Genomic DNA, 19,103 nt, shown 5'->3' with positions numbered 1-19,103 from the left:
TGGCAAGATAGGTCTGTGAGTACAGGACCAGGCCCCGCAGAACAGACCGCCACCCGCACCACCGAACCCGTCGAGCCGGAAGCAACCCCCACCGACGCAGTCCGGGAGGAGTACGAGAACCTCGTGGACCTGGTCCGGAAGTACCGGTTCGCGTACTACCAGGAAGACGAACCCCTGGTCTCCGACGCCGAATTCGACGAACTGTTCCGGCGGCTGGAGGAAATCGAGGCGCTGCACCCGGAACTGGTGTCCAATGATTCGCCAACCCAGGAAGTGGGAGGGGAAGTCTCCGCCGCCTTCGCCGCCGTGGAGCATCTGCAGCGGATGTACAGCCTTGAGGATGTTTTTTCCCTCGAGGAACTCGAAGCCTGGCTCACCAAAGCGTCGGCCAGTATCGGGAAGCTCGGTGACGGATCGCAGCAGCCGGCGTGGCTGACCGAATTGAAGATCGACGGACTCGCGGTCAACCTGCTGTACCGTGACGGCAAACTGGTTCGCGCCGCCACCCGCGGCGACGGCACCACGGGGGAGGACATTACCCACAACGTCCTCACCATCAAGGAAATCCCGCAGGAGTTGAGCGGGGAAGGGTTTCCGGCGGAAGTGGAAATCCGGGGCGAAGTGTTCATCCCCTCGCAGGCATTCGCCGAGTTCAACGAAGCGCTGATCGAAGCGGGCAAAGCGCCGCTGGCCAACCCGCGCAATGCGGCTGCCGGCTCGTTGCGGCAGAAGGACCCGGCGGAAACAGCTAAACGGCCATTGAAGATGTTTGTCCACGGCATCGGCGCGCGCGAAGGGCTCCAGGCTCGCAGCCAGTCCGAGACCTACGACTTGTTGAAGAACTGGGGACTGCCGGTCAGCCCCTACTCCGAAGTGCTGGGGAGCCTGGACGAGGTCCTTGATTTCATCAAGCGGTATGGGGACAAGCGCCACAAACTGCTGCACGAAATTGACGGCATTGTGGTCAAGGTGGATGACTTCGCCACCCAGCGGGCCCTGGGCTACACCACCCGGGTGCCCCGGTGGGCAGTCGCCTACAAGTACCCGCCGGAGGAAGTCCACACCAAGCTCCTGGACATCCAGGTCAATGTGGGCCGCACCGGCCGCGTCACGCCCTTCGGCATGATGGAACCGGTCAAGGTTGCGGGGTCCACGGTGGAAATGGCCACCTTGCACAACCAGGACGTGGTCAAGGCCAAGGGCGTCAAAATCGGAGACATCGTCGTCCTGCGCAAGGCCGGTGACGTCATTCCGGAAATCGTGGGACCGGTCCTTGCCCTGCGGGACCAGCAGGATCCTCCGGTCCGCGACTTCGTGATGCCCGCCGAGTGCCCCTCCTGCGGCACGCCCCTGGCCCCGGCCAAGGAAGGCGACGTGGACATCCGGTGCCCCAACTCAAAATCCTGCCCGTCCCAGCTGCGGGAGCGGGTGTTCCACCTGGCCGGCCGTGGTGCCTTCGACATCGAGGCCCTCGGCTGGGAAGCTGCCATCGCCCTCACCCAGCCGGCCGAGCCCGAGGTTCCGCCGCTGACCACCGAAGCGGCCCTGTTCGACCTCACCCCCGAGATTCTGGCGGACGTCCGCATCAGGCGCGAGAAGCGCAGCAAGGGGGTGCCCACCGGGGAGTTCGAGCTGGTGCCCTACTTCTACAGCAAGGGCACCGCGAAATCGCCGTCCAAGCCCACGGCCACCACGGAAAAGCTGTTCAAAGAGCTGGAAAAGGCCAAGACCCAGCCGCTGTGGCGGGTCCTGGTGGCGCTGTCCATCCGGCACGTCGGCCCCCGGGCGTCGCGGGCGCTTGCGCAGGCCTTCGGCACCATGGACGCCATCCGGGCGGCTTCGGAGGAGGAGCTGGCACACGTTGACGGCGTAGGCCCCACCATTGCAGCCGCCCTGAAGGAGTGGTTTGCCGAGGACTGGCACGTCGACATCGTGGACCGCTGGGCTGCAGCCGGTGTCCGCATGGAGGACGAGCGGGATGAGTCCGTGCCGCGGACCCTCGAAGGTCTCACCGTGGTGGTCACCGGCTCCCTCCCCGGCTTCAGCCGGGACGAGGCGAAGGAAGCCATCCTCCTCCGGGGAGGCAAGGCGGCGGGCTCCGTCTCCAAGAACACCAGCTACCTGGTGGCCGGCGAAAGCGCCGGCACCAAACTGGACAAGGCCGAACAACTCGGTATCCCCGTCCTGGATGAGGACGGCTTCCGGCAGCTTCTTGCGGCCGGGCCCGCAGCACTGGAAGGCGGCGCTGGTACTGAGGCAGAACCGGCAGAGGCGGAGGCAACCCGATGACCGGCGTGACCGAACTGTTGGAAGTGGCCAAGCAGGCCGCAGCCGCCGGCGCGCGCGTCCTCGCCGGCCGGAACGCCGACGCGCTTCATGCCAGCAACAAGGGCGACGCCGGCGATTGGGTCACCGCGTTCGACGTCGCCGCTGAGAACGCCGTCCGTGACGTCATCGCCGCCGCACGGCCGGCGGACAGCATCACCGGCGAGGAACACGGCACCACCAGGCCGGCAGACCCCACCGGCTACCGCTGGTCCATCGACCCGCTGGACGGCACCACCAACTTCATCCGCAACATCGTCTACTACGGCACCTCCGTGGCGGTGGCGGATGCCGACGGCGCCTGGCTGGCCGGCGTCGTCAACGCCCCTGCGCTGGGCCGCATCTACTATGCTGCCCGCGGCCAGGGTGCGTGGCTGGAAGAAGCCGGCACCCTGACCCGCCTGGAAGGTCCTGTGCCGGGCCGCAAGGGGCAGATCCTTGCCACCGGCTTCAGCTACGATCCGCTGGTCCGCTCCGAGCAGGCCGCCCGGTTTGCCGGGCTGCTGGAGGGATTCGCCGACGTCCGCCGGCTGGGGTCCGCGGCGCTGGACCTGTGCATGGTGGCGGACGGCACGCACGACGCCTTCGGCGAACGCGGGCTCAACGAGCACGACTTCTCCGCCGGTGCCCTGATCGCGGAGGAAGCCGGCTGCTGGGTACGCCGCCCCCGGCTCACCAGCCCGCTGGATGGCGGCCCCACCGACCAGGAGCGGCTGGACGCCTGGACCTGCGCGGCGAGCCTGGAGCTGTCCGGCAAATTTCCGCTCTGACAGCCCGTGTTCGCGCTGGCTTGCGGTCCGGCCCTGACTGATAGTTCAGTCACGAAAAGCGCACTTTCACGCGGTGTTACCGGCTGGTACCCCTACCATTGATGGGTGCCTTCGCCGATAACCGTCCGTCCCGCCGTCGAATCCGATTTCGACGCCGTTGCCCGCATCACCAGGGATTCCTACCTGGCCGCCGGGTACTTTGACGACGCTGAGCACCCGTATATGCGCAAGGTCCAGGACGTCGCGCAGCGCGCCGGCCAGGCCACCGTGTGGGTGGCCGAACGGGCCGGAGACGTGGTGGGTTCGGTGACCCTGGCTTTGGCGGGGGAGCCGTACGCGGACATCGCCCTGCGCGACGAGCTGGAATTCCGCATGCTGGTGGTGGACCCGGCCGTGCAGCGCAGCGGCGCCGGCAAGGCCCTGATGGCCGCCATCGTGGACCACGCCAAGGCACTGGACGGGATCAACGCCGTCGCGCTGACCACCGGAAGCACCTGGGAAAGCGCCCGCGGCCTCTACAACAAAACCGGCTTCGCCAGGGTGCCGGACAGGGACTGGTTCGTCCCCGGAACTGACATAAAACTGCTGGTTTACCGGCTGGACCTGTAGCCGCCCTAAAGTGGTGCCGACTCATTCCAGCTTTGAAAGGCCCACCATGCGCAAAACCTTCGGCACCGGCTCCGTCTGGGAACAGACCCTCGGCTACTCCCGCGCCGTCCAGGTGGACAACACCCTGTACATTTCCGCCACGGCCGCCAGCGGCGAGGACGGCATTGTGGGGAAAGACTTCTACACCCAGACCCAGTTCATCCTGCAGAAGCTCGGCAAGGTCCTCGCGGACGCCGGCTTCAGCTTCGAGGACGTGGTCCAGTCCAAGCTGTACCTGACGGACATCAGCAAGTGGGAAGAGGCCGGCCGCGCGCACGGTGAAGTGTTCGGCGACATCCGGCCCACCCTGTCCCTGGTCCACGTCCTGCCCTTCCTGGACCCCGAAATGCTCGTCGAAATCGAACTCGTCGCCCAGAAGAGCGCGAACTAATTTACCCCGCCGGCAGGCCGTAGCGGTGCTCCGGCCTGCCGGTGGTCCCGTAGCGCAGCTGGATGTCCACGGCGCCGTCGTCGGCCAGCGAGGACAGGTACCGCTGCGCCGTCGCCCGGGAAACACCCACCCGGCCTGCCACCTCCGCGGCTGAGTACTGCTCACCGGGAACCAGGGACTCGAGCACAGCCGCCTCCGTCGCGGACCTCGGCTTGGACGACGGCGTGACGTCACCGGGGATGAGCGAGCGCTTGGCCCGCTCCACCGCGTCCTGGTCCAGCGCCCCGGGCTGGGACAGCAGGCGCCGGTACCGCGCATAGGACCGCAGTTGCTGGGACAGGGACTCCGAAGTAAACGGCTTCAGCAGGTAGCCCAGCGCACCCCGGCGGAACGCCACCCGGATGGAGGCGGCGTCCGAAGCGGCGCTGAGGATCACGGTGTCCACGTCCAGTTGCTGCAAAAGGTCCAGCCCCGAAGCGTCGGGCAGGTAAACGTCCAGCAGCACCAGGTCCGGCCGCAGGCTGTGGATCGCCTGCAGCGCGAGCGAGGCCGTTCCCACTGGCGCCAGGGCCAGGAACCCCGCCACCGAATCCACATAGGCGGCGTGCAGCTTGGCCACGTGGAAGTCATCATCCACGATCAGCACCCGGAAATCATCAGCCATGGGTGTCCTTTCCCGCAGCGTCCCGGGACGCCGCATCCTCGAGCCGGGAATCCTTGGTCCCCGCCGTAGTTCCCGCAGTGGTGCCGGGGAGGGTTGCCATAAAGACTGCTCCGGGGCCGCCGCGCCGTCCGCGCTCCAGCAACTTCACGTCGCCGCCGCGGCGCCGGGCCAGCTGGCGGGCCAGGGCAAGCCCGAAGCCTTGGCCCCCGCCGGCACGGTTGTTTCTGGAAAGCGCGCCGGAAGCAGTGGTGAAGCCTTCCGCGAAGACCGCCTCGGCGTCCGTTCCCTCCGCCAGCCCGTCGCCGGAGTCAGCGACCACCACATGGAGGGTGCCGCCGCCGTCGGCCGGTTCATCCAGCACCTCCAGCTCCACCCAGCGGTCTTCCGCAGAGCCAGCCACGGCGGCATTAACGGCATTGTCGATCAGGTTGCCCAGCACGGTGGTGACATCCTGGGCGTCGGTGACCTGCCCACGGACGAGGGTCTCGGGCCCGATCCGCAGGGCCACCCCGCGCTCGTCGGCCTCAACGCCCTTGGCCCCGACAAAGGCCTGCAGGTAGGGGTCCTGGAGCAGTTCGGCCTGGTCCACGGGAAACTTCAGCGGGCCCGTTGAGGCCAGCCGGGCCAGGTACTCGCGCGCCTGCTGGTGCTGCCCGATGCTCATAAACCCAGCGATGGTGTGCAGCTGGTTGGCAAACTCGTGCCGCTGCGCCCGCAATGCCGTGGACATGGTGCCCACGGCGTCCAGCTGGCGGGTGAGCTGCTGCAGCTCCGTGCGGTCGCGGAGCATCACCACCCAGCCCAGGTCCTCGCGCCGGTGCAGGGCTTTGCGCGCGTTGGCCACCAGCACCCGGCCGCCTGCCACCAGTTCGACGGCGGGAGCGCCGCCGGAGCCGGCCCGGGTCAGGGACTTCAGCAGGTCCGGTACTGGGGCGTCCTCCCAGGGTGTTCCGGCGAGGTCGTCCAGCCCCAGCAGGCGCTGGGCGGCGGCGTTGAAGACGGTGATCCGGCCGTCGGCGGACACGCCGATCACGCCGTCGTCCACCCCCTGGAGGACCGCCACCTGGTCATGGACCAGCGTGCTGATCTCCTCCGGCTCCAGGCCCAGGGTGAGGCGCTGCAGGCGGCGGCGCAGCAGGAAGGATCCCAGGATGCCGGCGAGCAGTGCGCCGGTGGCGGTCAGGGCGACCGGGCCAATGTCCCGTTCCACGCTCTGGCCTACGGTCTCCATCGAATAGCCCACGCTCACCTCGCCCACCACCGTGTTGCTGCCGGGGGCGTAGACGGGGACCTTGGCGCCGGCGGACGGCCCCAGCGTTCCAGTGTTCCGGGTGGTCACTTCCTGGCCGGACAGCGCCTCGGACGGATCTGTGCTCACCCTTTCACCCAGCCGCCGCGGGTCCGGGTGGGCCAGGCGGATCCCGGTTTCGTCAGTGATCACCACAAACAGGGCACCGGTCCGGGTACGTACCGCTTCGGCCGATGCCATCAGCGGCCCGCCAGCGAGTTCGGCGGCCGGGGGAGTGCCGGGTTGTTCGCTGATGGCCAGCACATCGGCCCGGACGGACGGATCGGAGGCCACGGTCCGGGCCAGCGTCAGCGCCTGGTTCTCCGCCTCGCGGCCCACCCGGTCATAGGTCAGCCAGGCGTGGACCGCTGCGCTGAGCAGAACCACCAAAAGCACCACCGCCAACTGCAGCAGCAGCGTCTGGGTGGAAAACCGCAGCGGCTCGCGGGGACTGGAACGCAGCATGAGCCTCCTCGATCCGGGCGGGTAGTCCGGGCATCCTCAGCCCGTGAGCAGAATGAGCTAAATGCTCGCAATAAGCAGTATGCCAATCAATTGAGCCAAAGGCACTGCCGTGACCGCGGCCACCCTAAAGTCTGTAGCACGCGTCACACCGCTGTGCCGCTGTTCACAAAGAAGGAGCCCAGCCGTGCTGGTATTACTTGGATTCGCCATGATCGCGGTATTCATGGTGCTGATCATGACGAAGAAGTTGACGCCAGTGCTGGCGCTGATCATCGTCCCCACAGTATTTGGCCTGTTCGCCGGCGCCGGCCTGGGCATTGGCGACATGGTGATGGATTCGATGAAGTCCATGACCTCCACAGCAGCCCTGCTGATGTTCGCCATCATCTACTTCGGCCTGATGATCGACGTCGGGCTGTTTGATCCGCTGGTCCGGTTCATCCTGCGCAAGCTCGGCAACGACCCCGCCAAGGTGGTCCTGGGCACCGCACTGCTGGCAGCCGCCGTGTCCCTGGACGGCGACGGCTCCACGACCTTTATCCTCACCACCGCTGCCATGCTGCCGATCTACCTCCGGCTGAAAATGAGCCCCGTGGTCCTCACCTGCGTGGCCGGCCTGGCCAACGGCACCATGAACATCGTCCCCTGGGGCGGCCCCACCGCCCGCGCCGCCAGCGCCCTGAAGATCGACGTCAACGAGGTCTTCGTCCCCATGATCCCGTCCCTGGCCGCCGGCCTGGCCGTTGTCCTGGTCTTCGCCTGGGTCCTCGGCCTCCAGGAGCGCAACCGCCTCCGCGCCACGCAGCCGGAAATCTGGGGCGTTCCTGATACCGCTGAAGCATTCGACGGCGGCACCCCTGCCAGCGGCACTGGCAGTGGCACTGGCAGTGGTTCCGGTGCCGGCACCTTCCGCAGCGGCGCAGGACGCAAAGGGAACAACCCCGGCGGAGCAGCTCCCGCCGTCGCCGGCTCCGCCGGTTCCGGCGTCGCAGTCCTGGAACGCACCGAAACCCCCGTGGACGAAGACAACACCGCCATGGCGGGCACCGCACTGGATCCGAACCGCACCACCCTGCGGCCCAGGTTGCAGTGGTTCAACCTGGCCCTCACGGTGGCGGTGATGGGCATGCTCATCGCTGACCTGGTGCCCCTGCCGTACGTCTTTATGGTTGGTTCGGCCATCGCCCTGCTGGTGAACTTCCCGCACGTCAAGGACCAGGCCGCGCAGATCGTGGCCCACGCGCCGTCAATCGTTGCCGTGGTCAGCATGGTGATGGCTGCGGCAGTACTCACGGGCGTGCTCACCGGCACCGGCATGGTGGAAGCGATGTCCGCGTGGCTGGTCCAGATCATCCCGTCCAGCATGGGCCCGCTGATGGCCGTCATCACCGGCCTCCTGAGCATCCCCATGACGTTCTTTATGAGCAACGACGCCTTCTACTTCGGCGTGCTTCCGGTCCTGAGCGAAACGGCCGCACACTACGGCATCAGCGGCGCCGAGATGGCCCGGGCCTCCATCACCGGCCAGCCGTTCCACATGCAGAGCCCGCTGGTTCCCGCCATCCTCCTGCTGGTATCGCTGGCCAAGGTGGACCTGGGCGACCACCACAAGAAAGTCCTGTGGCGCGCGGCAGTGGTTTCGCTGGTCATGCTGGGAATTGGAGTGCTGACCGGAGCCATCGGAATCGGTTAGTCTGTACCTGCCGCGTGCTGCCCCTGGTGGGCAGTACCCCGGCATGAAGGTGCCCGTCTGACGCCCGCTGGGGGCCGTCAGACGGGCATCTACGTTTCCCCACTAGAATGGATCGGAAATCAATTCAAACTTTGCAGGGGAGATCCATGGCTGCGATCAACCGTGACGATGTTGCGCATCTCGCGCGGCTCGCTCACATTGAGATGAGTGCTCAAGAGCTGGACAGGATGGCCGGAGAACTCGCCGTCATCGTTGATTCGGTCAAATCCGTCAGCGAAGCCGCCGGTGACGACGTGCCGGCCACGTCCCACCCCATTCCGCTGAACAACGTGTTCAGGGAAGACGTTGTGGGCCACACGTTCACGGCGGAACAGGCACTTTCCGGTGCACCGGACTCGCTCGAGTTCCGTTTCAAAGTTCCGGCAATCCTGGATGAGGCATAACCATGACTGACAGCAACGAACTCATCCGCCTCTCCGCCGCTGCGCTGGCCGAAAAGCTGGCCGCCGGCGAGGTAACCTCAGTCGAGGCCACCCAGGCCTACCTGGACCGGATCGCCGCAGTGGACGGCGGCGAACGCGGCGTGAACGCCTTCCTGCACGTCAACGCCGAGGAAGCGCTCGCCGTCGCCGCCGAGGTGGACGCCATCCGCGCCGCCGGCGGCGCCGACGCCGAAGCGCTGCATGTGCTGGCCGGTGTACCCATCGCGGTGAAGGACCTCATTGTCACGGTGGGCCAGCCCACCACGGCAGGGTCGAAGATCCTCGAGGGCTGGCACAGCCCCTACGACGCCACGGTGGTGGAGCGCCTGCGCGCTGCCAGGATGCCCATCCTGGGCAAAACCAACCTGGACGAGTTCGCTATGGGCTCCTCCACCGAACACTCCGCCTACGGGCCCACGCGCAACCCGTGGGACCTGGACCGGATTCCGGGCGGCTCCGGCGGCGGTTCCGCGGCCGCCGTCGCCGCCTTTGAAGCTCCGCTGGCCCTCGGCACCGATACCGGCGGGTCCATCCGCCAGCCCGGCGCCGTCACCGGCACCGTGGGCGTAAAGCCCACCTACGGCAGCGTGTCCCGCTACGGAGCCATCGCCATGGCGTCCTCGCTGGACCAGATCGGCCCCGTTTCGCGGACCGTCCTGGACTCGGCGCTCCTGCACCAGGTCATCGGCGGGCACGATCCCCGCGACTCCACCTCGCTGCCGGACCCGCTGGCGGACCTCGTCGCCGCAGCGAAGACCGGCAATGTTGAGGGCTTGCGGATCGGCATCATCAAGGAGCTCCACGGTGAGGGCTACCAGGCCGGCGTCGAAAACCGCTTCAACGATGCCCTGGAACTCCTCAAGGAAGCCGGCGCCGAGATCGTTGAGGTCTCCTGCCCCAACTTCCAGTACGCGCTGGGCGCCTACTACCTGATCATGCCCTCCGAGGCGTCCTCCAACCTCGCCAAGTTCGACGGCGTCCGTTACGGCCTGCGCGTCCTCCCCGAAGAGGGCCCCATGACCATCGAACGCGTCATGGGTGCCACGCGCGCCGCCGGCTTCGGCGACGAAGTCAAGCGCCGCATCATCCTGGGCACCTACGCCCTGTCCGCCGGCTACTACGACGCCTACTACGGCTCGGCACAGAAGGTCCGCACCCTGGTGCAGCGCGACTTCGATGCTGCCTTCACGGTGGCGGACGTCCTGATTTCGCCCACGGCCCCCACCACCGCCTTCCGCCTCGGCGAGAAGCTGGACGATCCGCTGGCGATGTACCTGAACGACGTCGCTACCATCCCCGCCAACCTGGCCGGCGTTCCGGGGCTGTCCCTGCCGGGCGGCCTTGCGGACGAGGACGGCCTCCCCGTGGGCATCCAGCTGCTGGCCCCGGCCCGCGAGGACGCCCGCCTGTACCGCGTGGGCGCGGTGCTGGAGTCTCTGCTCGAGGCGAAGTGGGGCGGCCCGCTGCTGGCGCAGGCCCCGGAACTGGGTGAGCTCGTCGAAGCCAAGGAGGCAAAATAATGAACACCGACGCAGTCCTGAGCTTCGAAGAGGCCATGGAGAAGTACGATCCCGTCCTGGGTTTCGAGGTCCACGTGGAGCTCAACACCAAGACCAAGATGTTCTCCTCCGCCCCGAACGTCTTCGGCGACGAGCCCAACACCAACGTCAACGAGGTGGACCTGGGTATGCCCGGCGTCCTGCCCGTGGTGAACAAGGCCGCGATCGAGTCCTCGATCAAGATCGGCCTGGCCCTGAACTGCAAGATCGCCGAATCCTGCCGCTTCGCGCGGAAGAACTACTTCTACCCGGACACCCCGAAGAACTTCCAGACGTCCCAGTACGACGAACCCATTGCCTACGACGGTTACCTGGACATCGAACTGTCCGACGGCACCGTGTTCCGGGTGGAGATCGAGCGCGCGCATATGGAGGAGGACGCCGGAAAGCTGACCCACATGGGTGGCGCCACCGGACGCATCCAGGGCGCCGACTTCTCGCTCGTGGACTACAACCGCGCCGGCGTGCCGCTGGTGGAGATCGTCACCAAGCCCATCGAGGGCGCCGGTTCCCGCGCGCCTGAACTGGCCAAGGCCTACGTGGCTGCCGTCCGCGAAATCGTCAAGAACCTTGGTGTCTCCGACGCAAAGATGGAGCGCGGCAACGTTCGCTGCGACGCCAACGTCTCGCTCCGTCCCCACGGCCGCGAACGGTTCGGCATCCGGTCCGAGACTAAGAACGTGAACTCGCTGCGCGCCGTCGAACACGCCGTCCGCTACGAAATCCAGCGGCACGCCGCCGTTTTGGACGGTGGGGGAACGGTCACCCAGGAGACCCGCCACTGGCACGAGGACACCCGCACCACCACCTCGGGCCGGGCCAAGTCCGACGCCGACGACTACCGCTACTTCCCGGAGCCGGACCTGGTTCCCGTGGTTCCGTCGCGTGAATGGGTGGAGGAGCTCCGGGCCACGCTGCCCGAGCCGCCCGCCGCACGCCGCAAGCGCCTCCAGGCCGACTGGGGCTACTCCGACCTGGAATTCCGGGACGTGGTGAACGCCGGCGTGATGGACGAGATCGAGGAAACCATCGCCGCTGGTGCTTCGGCTTCCGTCGCCCGCAAGTGGTGGATGGGCGAAATCGTGGGCCGCGCCAAGAACGCCGACGTGGATCCCGGCCAGCTCGGTGTCCAGCCCGCCACCATTGTTGAGCTCGCCCGCATGGTGGAGGAAGGCAAGATCAACAACAAGATGGCCTCTGAAGTGCTGGACGGCGTCCTGGCAGGCGAAGGCACGCCGGCTGAAATTGTGGACAAGCGCGGCCTGGCCGTTGTCTCCGACGACGGGCCCCTGCTCGAAGCCATCGATGCCGCCCTGGCCGCGCAGCCCGACGTGGCGGACAAGATCCGCGGCGGCAAGGTCCAGGCCATCGGTGCCATCGTGGGTGGGGTTATGAAGGCCACCCGCGGCCAGGCCGACGCCGGCCGGGTCCGTGAGCTGATCCTGGAGAAGCTGGGCGTCACTGTCTAGCCCTCCCACCCAACTGGGTCGCAGGTATCGTCGCTTTGACGACGTTACCCGCGGCCCGGTTTTCGTTTAAGTAGTAGTACTCGCTTCCCACATGGCGCCGGCTACTCGTGTGCAGCGGTGCGCCCCGGTCCTACACTGAAGCTCCAGGGCGCCGGATCCAGGAATATCGGGCCTTGCTGTTGCTGTGGGAGGTAGGTTTTATGTCTGTCCGGGACCCGTTGAAGATCCGCAAAGCCGTGCTCGCCGGGGCGGTGGCCCTCGCCCTGACCGGGACGGGGGCAGCGTTTGCGTGGGCAGCGGATGACTCCGCCCCGCCGTCGACTTCGCCCTCCGAGTCGCAGTCTGCGCCGGGCAAATCAGGTCAGGCGCCGGGGCACAACAAGCCGGACAAGGCCCAGCGCCCCCAGCAGCTGCACAGCGAAAGCGTGGTGAAGAAGGCGGACGGCACCTTCCAGACCATCCTCGAGCAGCGCGGCACGGCGGAGGCGGTCAGCAGCACCTCGATCACGGTCAAGAGCGAGGACGGTTACTCGCAGACTTACGCTGTCAGCGCCGACACAAAGGTCAAGTCCTCCATCGCGGACATCGCCACCGGTGACACCGTCCGGATTTCCGGGGTGAAGAACGGGGACCAGGCAACGGCGGAGCGGATCGTCGAGGGTGCAGGCGACGTCCCCGGGCTGGGGCTCGGCCGCGGCAACGGGCACGGCAAAGGACATAACAAGGCCAAGTGACTGGCACCTGGCGCCATTCAGCCGGGTCAGCCCTGCTCGACCAACCTTGCCATGATGGCCTGCAGCGCTTCGGAAACAACCATCACCGAACGCCGCTTCAGGTTTTCCGGCCGGGCCAGCAGGTCGATCCGGCGCCGGGTGCTGATGCCCTCAAGCGGCCGCAGCACAATATCGGGATTGAGCACCGGGCCCGCGGTGTACCTCGGCAGCAGTCCCACCACCCCGCCGGTTGCCACCAGCGCAGCCGCCGTGGAGTAGTCGTTGATCCGGTGGACGATATTCAGCTCCCTGCTGGAAACGGCCGCGACGGCGGACAGCACATCGGCGGGGGAATAGCCGGTGTGGCTGGTCACCCAGGCCTCGCCGCCGACGTCGTCCGCCGTGACGGCAGGCTTCCCCGCCAGAGGGTGGCCGGCGGGCAAGGCGACATCCAGAGGCTCGTGGGCGAGCGGTATCACCGTGACCCGTTCGGCAGGCCAGCGGGGGCTGTGGTCCATCCGGTGCGCGAGGACCAGGTCGTAGCGCGCTGTCAGGGCGGGAAAGTCCTGCTGCGCCACGTCCTCATCCGACAACTCGATCCGCGGCTGTCCCGGAGCATCGAGGATCCTGGCCAGGGGCGCAAAGACCGCCTGCCCCACGCTGTGGAAACCGGACAGCGTGACGCGGCCCGCCGCGTCGCCGTGATAACTGCCGATGGCGCCGCGGGCGTCCGCCATGGCGTTGACGACGGCGGCTCCCGCGTCCGCCAGCACCTGGCCTGCCTCGGTAAGCACCAGGTTCCGGCCCTCTTTGCGGGTCAGCGGCACGTCCACGGTGCGCTGCAGCAGGGCCAGCTGCTGGGACACCGCGGAAGGCGTGACCATCAGCGTGTCCGCTACCGCCTTGACGCTGCCCAGGGCGCCGAGTTCGCGCAGGATTTCGAGCTGGTGTATCTCCATGGGATTCAGTCTATGCGTTAGCTTTTGCTACATCGTTGATTGAGAAATTAGCGGTTGTGCTAAAGCTTCTTCCTCGTTGTAATGAGGAGGTCAGCACCCCGCCGACGACGCAGAATGTGACGCAGACAAAGAGTAAGGAAGCCGATGAAGGCTTTGTACAAGGCCGGCCCACAGGCCGGTTTCGAGTTCGTGGACCGCTCCGAACCGGAGGCCGGGCCCGCCGACGTGAAGATCCGGGTGATGACCACGGGCATCTGCGGCACCGACCTTCACATCCAGTCCTGGGATGCCTGGGCGCAGGGGATCATTGAAGCCCCCCTCATCCCGGGCCATGAATTCTACGGTGAAGTGGTGGAAACCGGCGAGGATGTCCGCGACGTGAAGGTGGGGGACCGGGTATCCGGCGAGGGCCACGTGGTCTGTGGAATCTGCCGGAACTGCCGGGCGGGCCGGCGGCAAATGTGCATCCATACCGTGAGCGTGGGCGTGCAGCGCGACGGTGCGTTCGCCCAATATGTGGTGATCCCGGAAACGAACGTCTGGGTCCATCACGATCCTTCGGTGACGCCGGAACTGGGCGCCATCTTCGACCCCTTCGGCAATGCGGTGCACACCGCCCTGAGTTTTCCGCTGGTGGGCGAGGACGTGCTGATCACCGGCGCCGGACCCATCGGGTTGATGGCCATCGCCGTCGCCCGCCACGCCGGGGCCCGCAAGATCGCCATCACGGACGTGTCCCCGCACCGGCTGGACCTGGCCCGCCGGCTGGGCGCAGACCTGGCCATCAACGTCGCCACCACCAGGGTCCGCGATGCCCAGCGGGAGCTGGGGATGCGGGAGGGATTCGATATCGGCATGGAGATGTCCGGCCACCCCACAGCCCTGCCGGAGATGATTGACAACATGAACCACGGCGGCCGGATCGCGATGCTGGGGCTGCCCAGCCAGGACATCACCATTGACTGGGGCAAGGTGGTCACGCACATGCTGACGCTCAAGGGCATTTACGGCCGCGAAATGTACGAGACCTGGTACGCGATGAGCGCCATGCTGTCCTCCAACCCCGTACTTCACGCCGGCATCTCCGCCGTCGTCACTGATACCCTCCCTGCCGCCGACTGGGAAAAGGGCTTCGAGCTTGCCCGCAGCGGCGCCGGCGGAAAAGTTGTCCTCGACTGGACCCGACTCTAAGGAACACCATGTACACCTCGATCAAGGACCAGCTGGGCAGCGAGCTGGAGGAGATCCGCACCGCCGGACTCTTCAAGACCGAACGCAGCATCAACTCGCCCCAGTCAAGCCACATCAACGCAGGCACGCTGGGCCAGCCAGGCGCGGACGTGCTGAACTTCTGCGCAAACAACTACCTGGGCCTGGCTGACCACCCGGACATCATCAAGGCAGCCAAGGAGGCCATGGACGAACGCGGCTTCGGGATGGCCAGCGTGCGCTTCATCTGCGGCACCCAGGACCTGCACCTGGAACTCGAAGCCCGCGTCTCCCGTTTCCTGGGAACGGAGGACACCATCCTGTTCTCCAGCTGCTTTGACGCGAACGGCGGCGTCTTCGAGTCCCTCTTCGGCCCGGAGGACGCCATCATCTCCGACGCCCTGAATCATGCCTCCATCATCGACGGCATCCGCCTCTGCAAGGCCCAGCGGTACCGGTACGCCAACCAGGACATGGCGGACCTGGAGTCAAAGCTGGTGGAAGCAAAAGATGCCCGCCGCAAGATCATCGTCACCGACGGCGTTTTCTCGATGGACGGGTACCTGGCGCCACTGGAGGCCATCTGCGACCTCGCCGAGAAACACGACGCCCTGGTGATGGTGGACGATTCGCACGCCGTGGGTTTTATGGGGGCAACCGGAGCCGGCACGCCCGAGCACGCCGGTGTTTCGCAGCGGGTGGACATCTACACCGGCACGTTCGGCAAGGCGCTGGGCGGCGCCTCGGGCGGATACGTCTCCGGCCGCAGTGAAGTGGTGGCCATGCTGCGGCAAAAGGCCCGTCCCTACCTGTTTTCAAACTCGCTGGCCCCGGCTATCGTGGCCGCCACCATCAAAGCCCTTGACCTGGTGGAGAACTCGGCGGAGCTCCGGCGCCAGCTCTTCGAGAATGCCGCATTTTTCCGCCGCCGCATGACCGAGGAAGGCTTTGACCTGCTGCCCGGCGAGCACGCCATCGTCCCGGTGATGTTCGGCGACGCCGTCCTGGCCGCAAAGGTGGCGGACCGAATGCTGCAGCACGGCGTCTTTGTCACCGCCTTCAGCTTCCCGGTGGTTCCGCGCGGAGCGGCAAGGATCCGGGTGCAGCTTTCGGCGGCTCATTCAGCGGACGACGTCGAAGCGTGCGTAAGTGCCTTCGTCGCCAGCCGAGCCGAAGTGGCAGGCTGAGGGCTTAGCCTGCGGGCGGTCACAGCCCGGCATAACTCTGCAAGGATGAAGGCATGGCAGCTCATTACGACGTCCTCATAGTCGGCGGCGGCATCGCCGGCTTGTCCCTGGCGTCCGCGTTGGCGGGCACCTGCGCCGTGGCGCTGGTGGAGGCGGAGCAGGAACTGGCGTACCACACGTCCTCCCGCTCCGCCCGGCAGCTCATTCCCAGCTACGGCCCGCCCGTGGTCCAGGAACTGACCGTCCGGACACTGGAGCTGATTGCCGCCCGCGACGCTGAGTTGCCCGAGCCGGTGCTCACGCCGCGCAGCTTTATGCTGATCGGTTCGGAGCACGCGGTGGCAGCCGAAGCCAGCGGCCACATGCGGTCCATTACCCCAGCCGAAGCGCTGGAGCTTTGCCCGGCCCTCGTTCCCGGAACCTTCACCGCGGCCGGCCTGGACACCGGCTCCTTCGGCTGCAACGCACCGCTGCTGCTGGAGGATCACCGCCAGCGCGCGCTCGCCGCCGGCGTGGACATCATCACCGGCGCCAGGGTCCACTCCGCGCAGCGCGTGGGTTCCGGCTGGCAGGTGGGGGCCGGCATGGAAGCTTTCGAAGCCGGTGTGCTGGTGAATGCCGCCGGCGCCTGGGCGGATGAACTGGCTGTCATCAGCGGCGTGGAGAAGCTCGGGCTGCAGCCTTACCGGCGCACTGCGGCGATTGCCGCCGTCGAACGCCCCCTGCCGGAACACAGCCCGATGGTGGCAGCAGCGGACAACTCGTTCTACTTCCGCCGTGAAGGTGGCGACGTGCTGATTTCGCCGTCAGAGTCGGTGCCTAGCGGGCCCGAAGACGCCAAGCCCCGGCCCGGGGACGTGGAGCGGCTCGTTGCCACGCTGAACAAGGTGACAACCTTGGGCATCGCGGGGGTCCGCACGGCCTGGACGGGACTGCGGACAGAAGCCGCCGATGGCGTCCCAGTAGCCGGGTTCGACGCCGAAGCGCCGGGCTTCTACTGGCTTGCCGGCCAGGGCGGCTATGGCTTCCAGACCTCAGCGGCGATGGCGGAACTGGCGGCAACCCAGATTCTGGCCGGCCAGCAGGCCTCACCTGAGGCGGCGGACACGGGTCCGGTATCCCGGACAGCGCAGGCGCTCGCGGCCACCCGCTGGTCCGTCCGGCGCTGAAGAATGGTCCGTATGAGTACCTTGATCACCAATATCGCCGAGCTGATGACCCAGGACCTGGAACACCGGGTCCTCAAAGATGCCGCCGTGGTGGTCGAGGGTGAGCGGATTTCCTGGATCGGGGCTGCAGCTGATGCTCCCGCTGCGGATGACGCCGTCGACGCCGGCGGCCGCGCCATGCTCCCCGGCTGGGTGGACTCCCACACCCACCTGCTGTTCGCCGGTGACCGGACGGCCGAATTCGAGGCGCGGATGGCAGGGGAGTCCTATTCCGCCGGCGGCATAGCGGTGACCATGAAGGCCACGCGCGCCACGTCCGATTTCGATCTCACGCGGCTGGCTCTTGGCCGGGTGGCCGAAGCGGTGTCGCAGGGGACCACCTACATCGAGACGAAAACCGGCTACGGCCTGGACGTCGAGCATGAGGCCCGGAGCGCCCGCATCGCCTCCACTGTTGCAGACCAGGTGACCTACCTCGGCGCGCACCTGGTCCCCGCCGGGCAGGACCCGGACGACTACACGGACCTCGTGTGCGGCCCCATGCTTGCCGCCGTCCGTCCCTACGCGCAATGGGCCGACGTCTTCTGCGAGGAAGGGGCCTTCGACGCCGAGCAGTCCCGCCGGGTCCTGGTGGCCTGCCGTGACGCCGGACTGGGACTGCGGGTCCACGGCAACCAGCTGGGCGAGGGCCCCGGTGTCCAGCTCGCCGTGGAGTTCGACGCTGCCAGCGTGGACCACGTGAACTTTCTGGCGGACAAGGATGTGGATGCCCTGGCCGGAACCTGGGCCGGCTGGGATGCCGCCACCGGAACCGGTGCCCGCGGCACGGTGGCCACCTGCCTGCCTGCCTGCGACCTTTCGACCCGTATGCCGCTGGCCCCGGCGCGGGAACTCCTCGACGCCGGAGTCCAGGTGGCGCTGGCTTCCAACTGCAATCCGGGCACGTCCTACACGAGCTCCATGGCCTTTTGCGTGACGACGGCGGTGCTGCAGACGCACCTGAGTGTCCACGAGGCGGTCCGGGCAGCGACGTATGGCGGCGCCCTGGCGCTGCACAAGGACAAGGGGAACGACGTCGACGGGGAGCGGGCGGTGGGTTCCATCGCCGTCGGACACCGGGCGGACCTCCACCTGCTCAATGCGCCGTCCGCCACTCACTTGGCTTACCGTCCAGGTATGCCCCTGACGTACGCTGTATGGCGGGCCGGGGTCCGGGCGCGCTGACCATTCCCGCCAAAGTGACGTTAGATGATCATTTGGCTTCTGTTATGATCAGAAAGCGTCATCGAAGCTGGTGGCGGGAGTACTTGGAGGCTTTTGCATGACCCGCACCGACCGCCTGACGGCAATCCTTGACCTCCTCGCCAAAACCGGCCAGGTGGAGGTCGAAGAGATCGTCAGCACCCTCCACGTCTCGCCTGCCACTGCCCGGCGCGACCTGGACAGCCTGGCCAAGCGCCGGCTCCTCACCAGGACCCGGGGCGGAGCCACAACGGGCGCCCTTGCCTACGACCTGCCCGGCCGGTACAACAGGGACGACCACGCCGAGGCCAAGCAGCAGATCGCCCAGGCCGCTTCCGGCCTCATTGCCCCCGGCGCGGTTATTGGCCTTTGCGGCGGCACCACCAGCACTGTGCTGGCGCAGATCCTGGCCACCCGCGAGGACCTGAATGCGCCGTCCAACCAGCCCACCCTTACGGTGGTGACAAATGCCATCAACATCGCCGGGCAGTTGGCCGTGCGGCCCAACATCAAGGTTATGGTCACGGGCGGGATCCTGAACCCGCGGTCCTACGAGCTGGTGGGCCCCTACACGGACATCATTATGCAGAAAGTGGTGCTGGACATCGCCTTTATCGGGGTCAACGGCATCGATCCCGATGTGGGGCCGACCAACACGGGGGAGGGCGAAGCCTCGGTCAACGCCCTGCTCGCCAGCAGGGCGCGTGTCTCGTACGTGCTGGCGGACTCGTCCAAGGTGGGGGTGCGCGCCTTCGCCACCATGGACGGGTACAACTTCACCCGGCTGATCACCGATTCGGGCATCTCGGCGCAGGATAAGGCCGCGTTCGAGGCCAACGGCACCGAAGTGATCGTGGCCGGCAGCTGACG

Annotated in this window: 17 protein-coding genes; 14 read left to right on the top strand and 3 right to left on the bottom strand. The window is 67.0% G+C overall.

The annotated features are described in order from the left end of the window. The first annotated feature begins 15 nt into the window (after positions 1-15). The 4 genes from ligA to ARTSIC4J27_RS13890 all read left to right on the top strand — a co-directional run bounded on the left by ligA (position 16) and on the right by ARTSIC4J27_RS13890 (position 4,134). Positions 16-2,289: an NAD-dependent DNA ligase LigA gene (gene ligA, locus ARTSIC4J27_RS13905; RefSeq protein ID WP_050055788.1), complete on the top strand. Its 2,274-nt coding sequence runs from the start codon at positions 16-18 to the stop codon at positions 2,287-2,289. Further along, positions 2,286-3,095, top strand: a complete 810-nt coding sequence (locus ARTSIC4J27_RS13900; RefSeq protein WP_050055787.1) for an inositol monophosphatase family protein — start codon at positions 2,286-2,288, stop codon at positions 3,093-3,095. The genes ligA and ARTSIC4J27_RS13900 overlap by 4 nt, the downstream gene beginning before the upstream one ends. 105 nt (positions 3,096-3,200) lie before the next feature. Further along, on the top strand, positions 3,201-3,704 hold the full coding sequence (locus ARTSIC4J27_RS13895) for a GNAT family N-acetyltransferase (RefSeq protein WP_050055786.1): 504 nt from the start codon (positions 3,201-3,203) through the stop codon (positions 3,702-3,704). A gap of 46 nt (positions 3,705-3,750) precedes the next feature. After that, positions 3,751-4,134: a RidA family protein gene (locus ARTSIC4J27_RS13890; RefSeq protein ID WP_050055785.1), complete on the top strand. Its 384-nt coding sequence runs from the start codon at positions 3,751-3,753 to the stop codon at positions 4,132-4,134. A gap of 1 nt (position 4,135) precedes the next feature. Here ARTSIC4J27_RS13890 and ARTSIC4J27_RS13885 read toward each other — a convergent pair whose 3' ends face one another. Continuing rightward, positions 4,136-4,798, bottom strand: a complete 663-nt coding sequence (locus ARTSIC4J27_RS13885; RefSeq protein ID WP_050055784.1) for a response regulator — start codon at positions 4,796-4,798, stop codon at positions 4,136-4,138. Continuing rightward, the gene (locus ARTSIC4J27_RS13880; RefSeq protein ID WP_200900830.1) at positions 4,791-6,551 is read right to left on the bottom strand and encodes a sensor histidine kinase; all 1,761 of its coding nucleotides are present in this window, start codon (positions 6,549-6,551) and stop codon (positions 4,791-4,793) included. Before ARTSIC4J27_RS13880 ends, ARTSIC4J27_RS13885 begins: the two co-directional genes overlap by 8 nt. Positions 6,552-6,735: 184 nt before the next feature. Here ARTSIC4J27_RS13880 and ARTSIC4J27_RS13875 point away from each other — a divergent pair, with 184 nt between their 5' ends. The 5 genes from ARTSIC4J27_RS13875 (at position 6,736) to ARTSIC4J27_RS13855 (ending at position 12,488) form a co-directional block, all read left to right on the top strand. Further along, positions 6,736-8,244, top strand: a complete 1,509-nt coding sequence (locus ARTSIC4J27_RS13875) for a CitMHS family transporter (RefSeq protein ID WP_050055783.1) — start codon at positions 6,736-6,738, stop codon at positions 8,242-8,244. Between the two features lie 146 nt (positions 8,245-8,390). Then, on the top strand, positions 8,391-8,687 hold the full coding sequence (gatC, locus tag ARTSIC4J27_RS13870; RefSeq protein ID WP_050055782.1) for an Asp-tRNA(Asn)/Glu-tRNA(Gln) amidotransferase subunit GatC: 297 nt from the start codon (positions 8,391-8,393) through the stop codon (positions 8,685-8,687). 2 nt (positions 8,688-8,689) lie between these two features. Next, positions 8,690-10,246 (top strand): Asp-tRNA(Asn)/Glu-tRNA(Gln) amidotransferase subunit GatA, encoded by a 1,557-nt coding sequence (gene gatA / locus ARTSIC4J27_RS13865; protein WP_050055781.1) that lies wholly within the window; start codon positions 8,690-8,692, stop codon positions 10,244-10,246. Continuing rightward, the gene (gene gatB / locus ARTSIC4J27_RS13860; protein WP_050055780.1) at positions 10,246-11,754 is read left to right on the top strand and encodes an Asp-tRNA(Asn)/Glu-tRNA(Gln) amidotransferase subunit GatB; all 1,509 of its coding nucleotides are present in this window, start codon (positions 10,246-10,248) and stop codon (positions 11,752-11,754) included. Before gatA ends, gatB begins: the two co-directional genes overlap by 1 nt. 200 nt (positions 11,755-11,954) lie before the next feature. After that, positions 11,955-12,488: a DUF5666 domain-containing protein gene (locus tag ARTSIC4J27_RS13855; protein ID WP_050055955.1), complete on the top strand. Its 534-nt coding sequence runs from the start codon at positions 11,955-11,957 to the stop codon at positions 12,486-12,488. 26 nt (positions 12,489-12,514) lie between these two features. On the opposite strand, the gene ARTSIC4J27_RS13850 is transcribed toward ARTSIC4J27_RS13855, so the two are convergent. After that, complete coding sequence (locus ARTSIC4J27_RS13850; RefSeq protein ID WP_050055779.1) at positions 12,515-13,426, bottom strand: LysR family transcriptional regulator; 912 nt, start codon at positions 13,424-13,426, stop codon at positions 12,515-12,517. Positions 13,427-13,570: 144 nt separating this feature from the next. On the opposite strand from ARTSIC4J27_RS13850, the gene tdh reads away from it, so the two are divergent. The 5 genes from tdh (at position 13,571) to ARTSIC4J27_RS13825 (ending at position 19,101) form a co-directional block, all read left to right on the top strand. Then, on the top strand, positions 13,571-14,617 hold the full coding sequence (gene tdh / locus ARTSIC4J27_RS13845; RefSeq protein WP_050055778.1) for an L-threonine 3-dehydrogenase: 1,047 nt from the start codon (positions 13,571-13,573) through the stop codon (positions 14,615-14,617). An 8-nt stretch (positions 14,618-14,625) separates the two neighbouring features. Beyond that, positions 14,626-15,822, top strand: coding sequence for a glycine C-acetyltransferase (locus ARTSIC4J27_RS13840; protein WP_050055777.1), 1,197 nt, complete (start codon positions 14,626-14,628; stop codon positions 15,820-15,822). A gap of 53 nt (positions 15,823-15,875) precedes the next feature. Further along, positions 15,876-16,991, top strand: coding sequence for an NAD(P)/FAD-dependent oxidoreductase (locus tag ARTSIC4J27_RS13835; protein ID WP_050055776.1), 1,116 nt, complete (start codon positions 15,876-15,878; stop codon positions 16,989-16,991). A gap of 12 nt (positions 16,992-17,003) precedes the next feature. Continuing rightward, a complete protein-coding gene (gene hutI / locus ARTSIC4J27_RS13830; protein WP_050055775.1) occupies positions 17,004-18,215 on the top strand; it encodes an imidazolonepropionase in 1,212 nt (403 codons plus the stop codon). A gap of 97 nt (positions 18,216-18,312) precedes the next feature. Continuing rightward, complete coding sequence (locus tag ARTSIC4J27_RS13825) at positions 18,313-19,101, top strand: DeoR/GlpR family DNA-binding transcription regulator (protein WP_050055774.1); 789 nt, start codon at positions 18,313-18,315, stop codon at positions 19,099-19,101. The last annotated feature ends 2 nt before the right edge of the window (positions 19,102-19,103 follow it).

The organism is Pseudarthrobacter siccitolerans (genome assembly GCF_001046895.1).
In the GTDB taxonomy this organism is placed as follows: Bacteria; Actinomycetota; Actinomycetes; order Actinomycetales; family Micrococcaceae; genus Arthrobacter; species Arthrobacter siccitolerans.
This window is presented reverse-complemented; position numbering and strand designations above follow the sequence as displayed.